This is a genomic window from Streptococcus sp. UMB0029, assembly GCF_002871495.1.
In the GTDB taxonomy this organism is placed as follows: Bacteria; Bacillota; Bacilli; order Lactobacillales; family Streptococcaceae; genus Streptococcus.
Map to the genome: position 1 here is coordinate 89877 of NZ_PNGD01000004.1, position 12658 is coordinate 102534.

Consider the following 12658-nt stretch of genomic DNA (forward strand, 5'->3'; position numbering starts at 1 on the left):
TTATCTCTTGAAACGCCATGGTTGGCGAACAGTCACCCCTCGACCTGAACATCCTAAGAAGGCAGACGCTCAGACAATTGAGACGTCTAAAAATAAAATCTACATTCGAGACCTTGAGTAAGCGCTTCAAAGAGAAGGGGACTTATAACAAAGTACGTTTGATCTACCAAGATGAAGCTGGTTTCGGGAGAATCAGTAAGATGAGTTCTTGTTGGGCTCCTCAAGGAATCCGACCTAGCATTCCTAGTCATTATATACGAGAATATCGCTATTGTTATGGGGCAGCAGATGCTCAGACAGGAGATTCCTTTTTCCTCATTGCTGGAGGATGCAATACTGAGTGGACGAATGAATTTCTACGGCAAGTCTCACAAGCTTATCCAGATGACTATATGTTACTTGTAATGGATAATGCTATATGGCATAAATCAAGTACCTTGGAGATTCCAAGTAATATTGACTTGGCTTTTATCCCACCTTATACACCAGAAATGAACCCTATTGAACAAGTCTGGAAAGAAATTCGAAAACGAGGTTTTAAAAATAAGGCTTTCCCAACATTGGAAGCCGTCATTGATAAGCTTCAAGAAGTTATTCAAGGATTGGAAAAAAATGTTTTAAAGTCCACTGTCAGCAGACAATGGACAAGGTTGCTTTTTGAATATAATTGAGTATTAAATAGAAAAAGTGGACAAATGTCTACTAGGAATATCAGAAATATCGTGAATTTTAATCAAACTAAAAGGACTTAGCCCTGTACAATACAGAACTAAATCCTTTGAATAAACAATTAATCTAACTTTTAGAATCCCTACAGAAATTCCAGTTTTTCTCTATTTGATACCAGACATTAGTTTTTCAATACGTGGAACGTAGAAGAGTAAGATAATACCGAATACAATCGTAATTCCTCCAACAATTCCATAGTAAGCTACTTCAGTTTCGCTTGTATAAAATTTTACAATTTGAGCATTGATAGCTTGGGCAGCAGCATTACTCAAGAACCAGATAGACATCATTTGTGCTTGGAAGGATTTTGGTGCTAACTTAGTAGTGACTGATAGACCAATCGGCGAAATCAGCATTTCACCTACAATCACAATAGCCCAACTCATAATCAACCAGAGAGGACTGACCTTAACATCTGTTCCAAAAAGTATCCCTGGTAACATCATCCACAAGAAGGATAAACCTGCAGCAAATAAACCGTAAGCAAATTTCTTAGCAGAGGATGGTTGCTTTTTACCCATTTTCCCCCACAACCACGCAAAAATCGGCACATAAATCATAATGAAAAGGGGATTGATACTTTGGAAAAAGCTAGATGGGAAATGAATCTGATTTCCAAATAAATTAAAGTAAAGTCGAGTTTGATCATCCGCAAATAGAGCGAGAACAACAGAACCCTGCTCCTCAATAGACCAGAAGAGGACTCCAGCGATAAATAGAGGAATGTAGGCAAATACTCGAGATCTCTCAGTGGCAGTTATTTTCTGACTAGATAAAATTTTGAAGAAATAGTAGATTGGAATGATTACCGCAATTATTGTAAAGATATTAACAATCATATCCACGTTAAACTGGTGAGTAAAGACTAAACCGATAACCACGAGAATAACTACGACAAGTGTAATCAGCAAGCGTTTAATCAAGGTCTGCTGGTCCGTCTGTGAAAGGGGATCAGTGGGGTAAAGGCTTGATTCAGGTAGATATTTCTTCCCATCCAAAACATACTTCACCAGACCAAAGAACATCCCAATGGCAGCTAATGAGAAACCTAGATGGAAATTGACTTCCTGACCTAGATAACCCACTAGATAAGGAGCAACAAAGGCACCTAAGTTAATCCCAAAGACAAAGATACTAAAACCTGCATCTCGTCTATCATCCTCTTTCTCATAAATTCCCCCAACCATATCTGAGATATTGGGTTTTAAAAATCCAGTTCCAAAGATAATCAAGGCAATAGAAAGGTAGAGAGCCACTTGTCCAAAAGGTGTTGCCAAAGCAATATGTCCTAGCATAATCAGAATCCCACCGTAAAAGACAGTCTTACGACTTCCTAAAATACGGTCACTGACAAAACCACCGATAACCGAGGACAAGAATACCAGCGAGCCATAAATCGCCATAACCGATGCAGCTGTGGTCTTCTCCATCCCCAACCCACCATCTTGCACACTATAGTACATATAGTAAAGTAGGATTGCTCGCATCCCATAGTAAGAAAAGCGTTCCCACATTTCTGTAAAGAAGAGGGTGGACAAGCCCATAGGATGTCCAAAAAATGTTTTCTGGTTTTCCATATATATTCTCCTTTAAAACATAATAACTCATTTTACAGAATTTTCAAACGAATGTCAAACAAATTCTGTTTGTTTTAGAAAATTTTCTGAAAAAATCTATTTAGATCAGTTTCCGCTTTATCTTCAATTAAAAAATATCAAATAAAGATCCAGTCACCAATTTAGTAAGAAAGTATAAAAAAGAACACCCCTAAAGGTGCTCTGTATAAGTATAGTAATTCTTTCGAATTAACGTTTACTAAATTGTGATGCTTTACGAGCTTTCTTAAGACCTGGTTTGATAGAGAAGTATTTCAGCATAGCTCAGAATCATAGTATAACAACTTTAAACACACTTTCCGTATTTAAATAATTTGAAAAAATTTCACTCAAACTGTTTTAAGAGGAGACACTTTTCCAATTTGATGATGAGCAAAAATATTATCTTTATTTTTTACTACCTATAAAATCAGATTTCCAACTTTCTAATATTGTTTGATCAAAATTATTGATTTGGTATTTAAGATGAATTGAATTAAGACTATATAAAAGAACTAATACAAATCTAGCTGTTTGAATCTTTTGTTTAATGGTAAGCAATACTTCTCTATCTCTTTCAGTTATTCCATAAATTTTATCTGAATAGTGGCTTTCCCCATTCAAAAGCAATCTATACATATGAGATTTTAGAAGTTCTCTCTCTTCTTTATCATCAATAGATTCACTTAATAATACTTCATTCGAACTTATCTCTGATATCCCTTTTTGATAATTAAATGTAGAAAAAGCTTCCAACACTCGTCTCATAACGTTACCAATATACGGAGAAAAATCTTTTGCAAAATCACATTTCTCATCCTCAATACAAGCAAATTCATATATTTTTGTAAGTTGCGTAGAATAGAAGTTTTCCTCTTTATCAGCTGTCTCTATACCAGTCATAGAATTCAATTGTTTTAATTTAATTTGATTATCTTTAAAAACTCTCTTCCCATCAGTATCTAAAATATCTTCAAATATTTTATAACAATTATAATAGACATCACTATCATGAGTTAGTATCAGTATCTTGCTATTCTTATTACCAATACCAATTTTCTCAATTTCTCCTCGAAGGAGGCTATATATTCCTAATTTAATCTCATGATCAAAACTAGATACCGGATCATCAAGAACTAATAAAAGTGGGAAATTATACTGATTATCAACATTTTGATTTTGATTGACTATAGAAAAAAAGTAACATAAACCAATCGCATTTCTTTCTCCAGTAGATAAGCTACTTAAATTTGTCCTTTTCCCTCTAGATAAAACATAATAAAATCCGTCTTCCTGTTCTAATTTTAATCGCTCAGAATCATAAAATACTCTACCTAATTGCTTATTAATATTGTCAAGAGCTAAAGTAGTATTTTTTACCGACTGCTCATCTTTTAAAATTTTCTCATTTAACTCTTTTATTGATTTCTCAGTTTTATTTGCTTCTTTTTTATTATTAATTACTTCTTGATAAAAAATCTCTGTTTCTTTATAAGCTAATTTATTATTAAGTTTATTTGCTTCTATAAGATTAGCAGAAATTTGCTTGAATCTTATATTATATTCATCACAAGCTCTATTGTATTCAGACAAAGCTACATCATAAGCATTTTTAGATTTGAAGAGTAATTCACTATTAAAGTTATAATCCATATAAACATTACTCTTCTTGGTATTTAGTTTATTAATCATTAAATTAAGGTTTGATTTTAAATCCTCTATTGATTTATTCAAACTTATCCTTACATCTTCTTCTATTCTTTTATCTAGATCTGCAGAATCTAATTCTACAATTTTTAGCTCAAATATTTTAACAACTTGATCTATATACCTAATATGTTTAGATATCTCATCATTTAGCAATTGTTTCTTCAAAACTGATTTTAATTGAGCTAAAGTATCTCGTTTATAATCCTCATTGATTTCCTGAAAACATGTTGGACAATTATTTGAATTTCCTTTTAATATGCTTTCTGTTTTTTCTATACTACTCTCAACATTATTTCCTAGTATTTCAATAATCTGATTTTCTCTCTCTGTTAGTTCTATCATATTAACTGGCTCAGAAACTATTTTTAATTTTTCTTTTATTTCACTAACGGAAATTTCTACCTCTGAGTATCTGTTAATCTTTTTTTCATTCCTAGCAGAGTCTATTTCTTTTATCAGATTATTAAGATCTTCTTCTAATTTTAGCACTGATTTTGAAGAAACAGAACTAGAAATTTTATTTATTAAACTATCATTGAAGTAAGGATTTTTATTATTTAATTTACTATAAATACTCTTCCACCTTGATTTTTTCGAACCTACAATACTTTCTCTTATAGCATTTTTAGCCTTTGAAAGAGCACCATTATATTGAGTCAATTTAGATTCTAATCTCTTTACTTCACTTTTATTTAATGCTATCTTCGACATTAGATCTTTTTGATCATCAATAAGAACAATTGCCTCAAATTTTTCATTTTCTGTAAAAGTTACTTTTTTGCTTTGAAACTCTTCATTGTATACAAATATAGTTTCTTTATCTCTATCAGTAATATTTATAGTATTACTCACTTTATTTTTCTCATTAAAAAGAGTAATATCCTCACTTATATCTAACAAACTAGAAATAGATTTAGAAATAGTACTTTTCCCTGTCCCATTTCTCCCAAATATAATCATACTTCTAAGTATTTCTGTATCCGGGTTACTCTCTTTCTTCAACCAATTTAGTTCTATTTTCCTATAAGGTAAGTAGTCTTTTTCAATAGTTATCTTTGTAAATTCTTGCATATGTCACTCCTTCACAATCAAATTTCTCATTTTTTTAAAACGATATTAAAGTTGGAGCATTTTCCCTATTGCATCAAAATAGGGTAGCCCATCCATCCCTTCAAATATATTTTTCTTAATTTATTCATCTCGTAAACCATAAAATAAAGAGGACTTTTTTTCTCATAAAAACTATAACCTGAATTTTCAAAAAAGATAAACTGCTATATATAGTATAGCATAGTATATCAGTTTCCAATAATTTTTTTCCGAAAAATAAGTATATTCTCGAAAGATGTTTAATAGTAGCTGACAACATCTATATTATACTTGTGATATTTGGCATAATGTTGAAAGGAGAAAGTAAGATGGAAAAATCAATCACATTAATATTGGTATCTATGTCTGCATTTTTGCTAATGGCCTGCTCTAAGCAATCAAATAACTCCTTAGATGGAGAATATTACTGGATAAACGAAAATAAAAATGAAGTAGCTTTTGTTATATCTGGAGATATGGGAACTATTAGACATGGAGATGCTGAAGGGGTTACTATAGACAAAGAAAAATCAACAATTCAATTATCGGGAGAAAATATCATTAAACTTACAAAAAATTATACATTTAAAGATGATGTATTTACTGTAGATATTTCAGGGATAAAACACGAATACTATAAAAAGATAGCAAAGCTTATCAAGAAGCTTTAAAAAAGTATGTCTATCAATAATATACTCGAAAATTAGAGAAAACAATGCTTAATTCATAAGAACACTTTACTCGAGTGTTCTTTTTTTGTATCAGTAACATATTTTAAAATACTTGATTATAAGATGTATATACAGTTCAGACTTATTTTTTATCATTTGGGAATTTTTAGAGTAATTATATAATTTCTTTTGATATGATAAAATCATGAAAAATACAAAAGAAAATAACATCCGAAAAAGCACTTTGCAAAATCTTTGCAAAGTGCTTTGAAACGTTGATATAATCGTATTGATTAACGTTTTGAGGCAACTGACTTTGTCAGATTGCAGCCACATTTGTTAGCGACTAAAGTCGCAACAACTGTGTCAATTGCACCAATTTAGTATGAAAATATAAAAAAGAACACCCCGAAAGGTGCTCTCTGTAAGTATCGTAATTCTTTCGAATTAACGTTTACTAAATTGTGATGCTTTACGAGCTTTCTTAAGACCTGGTTATTTCTACATCATGATATTTATGGTAAATTATCACTAAAATCAAGTACTTTCGAGAGATAAATCCTCAATCCTTACATATATAACCCTTTTAAAAATCGAGAGGTTATCAAAGGGTTATCACTTTTTTAGTTTTCGGAGCTTATGTAATTGAGAAATACGAAATACTGTATCACAAAGATGATGTACAATTTCTTCGTGCCAGTGCAATTTCTTTTTCTATCCTGAAGATATTTAAATAGCCCTAGATATTATTTCTAATAAATTGAAATTAATTGAATAAATTAAATACTATTTCTAAATATTTGAAAATAATTACTATTTGTATTATACTATCTTTGAGGTATCTATTATGAACTATATTAAAAGACCACATTATTTAGACTTTTTAAGAAGACATCGTGACCGCCAAATCATCAAAGTTGTGAGTGGAGTTAGACGAGCTGGTAAATCTGTTCTCTTTCAACTCTATAAAGAGGAGTTACTAGCAACTGGAGTAGACGAGGATCAAATCATATCCATCAATTTTGAAGATCTGAGTTATTATGACCTGCGAGATTTTCAAACATTATTTGCTTATATAAAAGAGCAGTTAGTTGAAGAGAAAACATACTATATCTTTTTAGATGAAATTCAACATGTTGAAAAATTTGAACTGGTAGCAGATAGTCTATTCATCTTGCCAAATGTTGACCTCTATTTGACTGGATCAAACGCCTACTTTATGAGTAGCCAATTAGCAACAAATTTGACTGGGCGTTATGTTGAGATAGAAGTTCTTCCATTATCATTTGAAGAATACCTATCAGGTCAATCTTCCTCAGAGAATCTGAATACAACAGAAATTTTTAACAATTATCTCTTTAGTGCTTTCCCTTACTTATTGCAAACATCATCTTACGCTGAAAAAATTGATTATCTCAGAGGAATATATAACTCAATACTGTTAAATGATATTGTCACTAGATTGGGAAATCCAAATCCTACTATTATTGAGCGCATTGTCCGAACCCTTCTCAGTAGTACAGGTAGCTTAATATCAACAAATAAGATTCGTAATACCCTGGTTAGCCAAAATGTTTCCATATCCCATAATACTTTGGAAAATTATTTGACGACTTTGACAGACAGTTTACTTTTTTATTCCGTTCCACGTTTTGATGTAAAAGGTCGAGCATTATTGCAACGCTTAGAAAAATATTATCCCGTTGATTTAGGTTTACGACACCTCTTATTACCAGACCACAAAGAAGATATTGGCCATATCTTGGAAAATATTGTCTATTTGGAATTGAGACGTAGATATTCACAAGTATATGTTGGTAATTTAGATAAATATGAGGTTGATTTTGTTGTTGTAACTGATCTTGGTCACTACGCTTATTATCAGGTCAGTGAAACAACACTTGCTCCAGAAACACTAGAAAGAGAACTTAGACCACTAGAAGCCATTAAAGATCAATTCCCCAAGTATCTATTAACAATGGATACGATTCAGCCAACAGCCAATTACAATGGAATTGAGAAGAAAAATATCATAGATTGGTTACTAGAAAAGTAGATAATCATAAATCATACAGCTAACTAGATTTGTAACAGTCTGTTATCAATGATTCTACCCAAATCCTAACAAAATATATGGAAAAACATCAAAATGCTGAACTATCAAAGTTTGGAATTATCCAATCCGATGAACAATATGTCTTTACTTATATCGATATGAAGGGTAATGTTAATAGCCCTCTACACTCTGACTATCTTAATAATAAAATGAAATCTGTCAAACGTCGTCATCCAGAACTTAAACATGCTACACCTCATAAATTACGACATACAGGAGCGACACTTGCTAAAAAGGCATGAATGAGCTTAGAAGCCATTTCTGAAGCATTAACTCATAGCGATACAATTACAACTAAAACTTATGTTAATGCTTCAAACATAGTTCCATTATCTGCTGGACAAGTTGCCTACCAACATCTTAAAAACAAGTAGGGTAATTTTAGGGCAAATTTTTTTAGAAAGTATAGAAAAAAGCACCCATAAGGTAAACTTTTGAGTGCTTTGAAACGTTGATATAGTCGTATTGATTAACGTTTACTAAATTGTGATGCTTTACGAGCTTTCTTAAGACCTGGTTTTTTCTACATCATGATATTTATGGTAAATTATCACTAAACTCAAGTTCTTTTGAGAGATAAATCCTCAATTTTTACATATATAACCCTTTTAAAAATCGAGAGGTTATCAAAGGGTTATCACTTTTTGGTTTTCGGAGCTTATGTAGTTGAGAAATAACGATTTATTTTTCTTCGTTTTTCTTCGTTTTTCTTCGTTTCATTACTTGTCGTGAAATGATGTATAATACAAATCACATTCCCATACAAACAACTGAATTGCAAAACTATAAAGCGAATGAATTTAATGAATTTATAAGAAAGCTTACTTTATAAGTTCACTAATTAGTAATTATGTTTTCTTCGTTTTTCTTCGTTTTTCTTCGTTTTTATTTCATTTCTAATTTATAGTATTGACTGCGATCTTTCGTACTTGTCCCATACCATGTTAAAATGCCTTTTGCTCTCAACGTTTTCAATAATTTCGACGAGTAAGAAACACTCCTACCTAAGAACTCTGCTACTTTTTTAGTTGTCATAGGTTCTGCTGTATTGTACATATACTGTATCAATAGTTTTTCATCAACACTTAAATCACTATAATCTCTAAGTTTACTTTCCAAAGAATCACGTGTTCTCAATGTTCTACTTGTAATACTGTTTTCTAATGTTAAAACTACTTTGTTACCTGGTTCAGAGTAACACGGTTCATGGAGAAAAGCAGATTCCATTTCAGAATAGATTCGTTTTACTCCCTCATTCATTTCTCGGACCCATCCAAATTCAGTTAAGGTACGAGCTATACGCGGATTTCTAGAAAAACGTTCATGTCTTATATTCTCAACAGTTACAATATTCGGTAGTTTTCCTGGGCTATGAATCTCTAGACGATTATCAAACATCAATACCCTGATATGATCTCCGTATACTGAATAATTCCTGTGGGTTACTGCATTTACAATTCCTTCAAACCAAGCAAATTCAGGATATTCTGGAAGTATCTGAAATCTACCATCACTATCTAGATACTGAAACTCTCGTAGCTGGGTTCGAATAAAATCTCTAACTTTAACAATTAATTTAGGCAATGCATCATCAAACGTTACTTCCTTAATAACATTAAATTCACTTCCTGTACCTACATCTACTCCATCAAATCGTTGAAAACGAACACGTGCTTGAGGGAAAAATGCGGAAGGATACTTACCAAAGATAAGAATAGCTGCCTTTGTCAATTTACCATTAATAAGAAACCGCCTTGCCTTTAATATCTCCTCAGTTGAACGTTCTGAAATATCAAAATGTTCCTTAAAGTCCTGAACTAACAGTTCATCAATATCATCTAATGTAGCATCTTCAATGATCTCATCTTCAAAGAAACGCTGTCCCTTATCGTAACTAAGTTGTATACGTTGCTCATAACTCAACTTGACTGATTCGTCTCCCTGTCGTAGATAAACTTCATCATTTGGAGCGGCAATCACTCGGTTCGATGATAATTCAACTGAGATAATTAGAATCAGGTCGTCTTCTCCCTTATGATTAACCACAGGTATTTCCTCAAAAGATAAGTCCAACGGTGTATCCCGCATCTCTCGGTCTATCTTTTTGAAATCATCAATCGGATAGGCTTTCCCATCCTTAAAACCAGTGATAATATTGTCCTGCTTTTCATCTTCAATCCCAATAATCAACTGACCTCCATCAGCATTAGCAAAGGCAATCAAATGCTTAAGCAATTCTTGTGGTTTCTTACGCGCTGATTTTCTATCCAAATATTGATTTTCCGGCGAAAATTGCCAGTAACTAAAATCATATTTCATTTGTTTTCTCCTAATTTTTGGTTAAATAATAATGATTATTCTGCATTCCTTACTGAATCTGTTTTCCTTAAGATAATAGGCTAGGGTTTTCATTATGATGAGGGCGAATACACTTTTCAACCTTAATATATAAATACTTTAGAAGATTTATACTTATCAATACTGCTCCACCAGTATTTAATTTTTTTATTTAGTTGTTGATTTAATATTTTCTAAAATAATATCTTTAACAATTTTCAGATCCGCTTCAATTTTCTTAATATCCGTTCTTATATAATTAATCAACTCTTTACTAGATATATGTTTTTTTATATGAGCATAATCATAATAATCTTTTTTACCATATGTTTTCCATTTTTTTCTTGAAGATGATTTTTCTAAAATTGGATTATCCTCTAGATTGAAATTATACAAACAAGTTTTCTCTTTTATACTATCACATATTCTTTCTAAATCACCTAATTTTGCTTTATCTTCAAGAGAAAAATTAACCTTATGTCTATACTGTTTTCCTTGTATCTGAATATCAAATGATGACGTATTACCTTCGATAGGAAGATAAATCCCAAAATGATGAGCTCCTCTTATCCTACCAGAGTATGTTTTATATCCTAAATCAGAAATCTTATTCTCTAAATTCGTATAATGAGTCTTCTCTATAAGCGACCTTAATCTCATACCTTCAAGGACTTTATTAATAGACTCTTCAAAATAGTATGATTCACCATAACTTACCATTCCAATAAACTCTTCTATATTCTCCATATAATCAATATAATCTGTTAAGAATAATCTAAAAGTCTCATCTACTTTATCAAGCAAATCACGATAATAGTAAATTAGCTCACCATAACTTTTTCTAAACCAACTACCAGGCAAATCAAATCCAGGGTTAACTAAACTAAGAAGTATCCCTTTAGCATTAGAATCTTTTTCAGAATAACGAATTAATTGACTTTTGTCTGGTAAAGACTTAACCTTATTTTCTATAAAAATAACATGAGTCCTTCTATCCTCATCAATAACCTCGATAGTTAAATCAATCGAATTTTTTTCTCTGTAAACCTTTAAATCTGTATATTTTTTATTAATATCAATAACATTACTAAAAAACTTATGATTAATAAATTCAGACTTCTCCAGAACAACAGCAAATAGATTGCTGTGATATAATTCTAAATTGCTTAGTGACAGTTGATAATTCAGTGTATTTTCTATTTTATTCCTAAGTGTTAGTAACTCATTATAATTTTCCATTTAACAACTCCTTTACTATGATAATTAATGTAATGTACTTGTTTTTATTATATCATAAGATAAATTAATCAGTTTATTGAAAATTTAATTTAAATAAAAGAAGACAAATACACTTTAGACAACGTATTCATCTCCTTATTAAAAACTATTCATCAACTTCGAATTTAGGTAAACTATTTATTAAATCAACTGTTTGGATAGTTACATTAATAATTCTCAATAGCAACTTGAAGATATACTTTTCATCACCACTATAATCATTTGAATCATCAGTGATTACAGATTTTTTATCAGTTTTGACTTGATACTAATCTATAATCCATCCAATAGCAGAGCACCCATTTACAACATATTCATAGGCCTTTTCGGGGATATTACTAATAGTGATATCACTATTAAATATGATTACGGATAAGTCATTCACTGATTTACCATTTTCATCACGTTTATTAGCAAACTTCATTTTAGTTACCTTATAAGATAGTTTATCTGCTCTATCAACAATTACATCTTCATAAACAGGAACGTCTTCATAATGAAGGTGTATATCGGATAATCTTCTCCCAGTTTCAATATATAAAACTTTGTTTTTTCTACATTATTATATTTATGGTAAATTATCACTAAAATCAAGTAATTTTGAGAGATAAATCCTCAATTTTTACATATATAACCCTTTTAAAAATCGAGAGGTTATCAAAGGGTTATCACTTTTTTAGTTTTCGGAGCTTATGTAATTAAGAAAGACGAACTACTGTATCACAAAGATGATGTACAGTTTAACAACAAATGTACAGTTTCTTCATTCCTGGACAATTTCTTTTTCTATTCTGAAGATATTATTTCTAGATATTTAAAAATAACAAAACAAATAGCAGATTATTTCTAAATATTTGAAAATAATTACTATTTGTATTATACTATCTTTGAGGTAACTATTATGAACTATATTAAAAGACCACATTATTTAGACTTTTTAAGAAGACATCGTGATCGGCCAATCATCAAAGTTGTGAGTGGAGTTAGACGAGCTGGTAAATCTGTTCTCTTTCAACTCTATAAAGAGGAGTTACTAGCAACTGGAGTAGACGAGGATCAAATCATATCCATCAATTTTGAAGATCTGAGTTATTATGACCTGCGACATTTTCAAACATTATTCGCTTATATAA

6 protein-coding genes and 4 pseudogenes are annotated in these 12658 nt (G+C 31.0%); 5 read left to right on the forward strand and 5 right to left on the reverse strand.

The genetic code is table 11. The annotated features are described in order from the left end of the window. Positions 1-671: pseudogene (locus CJ239_RS03585) on the forward strand (IS630 family transposase); the annotation flags it as partial. A gap of 162 nt (positions 672-833) precedes the next feature. Here the strand turns inward: CJ239_RS03585 and CJ239_RS03590 are convergent. Further along, positions 834-2306 (reverse strand): oligopeptide:H+ symporter, encoded by a 1473-nt coding sequence (locus CJ239_RS03590; protein WP_180958202.1) that lies wholly within the window; start codon positions 2304-2306, stop codon positions 834-836. 426 nt (positions 2307-2732) lie between these two features. After that, the gene (locus CJ239_RS03595; RefSeq protein WP_102210585.1) at positions 2733-5105 is read right to left on the reverse strand and encodes an AAA family ATPase; all 2373 of its coding nucleotides are present in this window, start codon (positions 5103-5105) and stop codon (positions 2733-2735) included. A gap of 347 nt (positions 5106-5452) precedes the next feature. On the opposite strand from CJ239_RS03595, the pseudogene CJ239_RS03600 reads away from it, so the two are divergent. The 3 genes and pseudogenes from CJ239_RS03600 to CJ239_RS12060 form a co-directional block, all read left to right on the forward strand. Continuing rightward, a pseudogene (locus CJ239_RS03600) lies at positions 5453-5814 on the forward strand (hypothetical protein). Between the two features lie 827 nt (positions 5815-6641). After that, positions 6642-7850: an ATP-binding protein gene (locus tag CJ239_RS03605; protein WP_102210586.1), complete on the forward strand. Its 1209-nt coding sequence runs from the start codon at positions 6642-6644 to the stop codon at positions 7848-7850. 83 nt (positions 7851-7933) lie between these two features. After that, positions 7934-8284: pseudogene (locus tag CJ239_RS12060) on the forward strand (tyrosine-type recombinase/integrase); the annotation flags it as partial. Between the two features lie 511 nt (positions 8285-8795). Here CJ239_RS12060 and CJ239_RS03620 read toward each other — a convergent pair. From CJ239_RS03620 to CJ239_RS12360, 3 genes and pseudogenes are all read right to left on the reverse strand, one after another. Continuing rightward, the gene (locus tag CJ239_RS03620; protein ID WP_102210587.1) at positions 8796-10229 is read right to left on the reverse strand and encodes an ATP-binding protein; all 1434 of its coding nucleotides are present in this window, start codon (positions 10227-10229) and stop codon (positions 8796-8798) included. A 186-nt stretch (positions 10230-10415) separates the two neighbouring features. Then, on the reverse strand, positions 10416-11486 hold the full coding sequence (locus tag CJ239_RS03625) for a PD-(D/E)XK nuclease family protein (RefSeq protein WP_102210588.1): 1071 nt from the start codon (positions 11484-11486) through the stop codon (positions 10416-10418). A 307-nt stretch (positions 11487-11793) separates the two neighbouring features. Continuing rightward, positions 11794-12063, reverse strand: a pseudogene (locus CJ239_RS12360) (type ISP restriction/modification enzyme); the annotation flags it as partial. A 363-nt stretch (positions 12064-12426) separates the two neighbouring features. Between CJ239_RS12360 and CJ239_RS03635 the strand changes: the two are divergent. Beyond that, positions 12427-12658, forward strand: a 232-nt coding sequence (locus CJ239_RS03635) for an AAA family ATPase (protein WP_142366991.1), incomplete at its 3' end; no start/stop codon positions are given.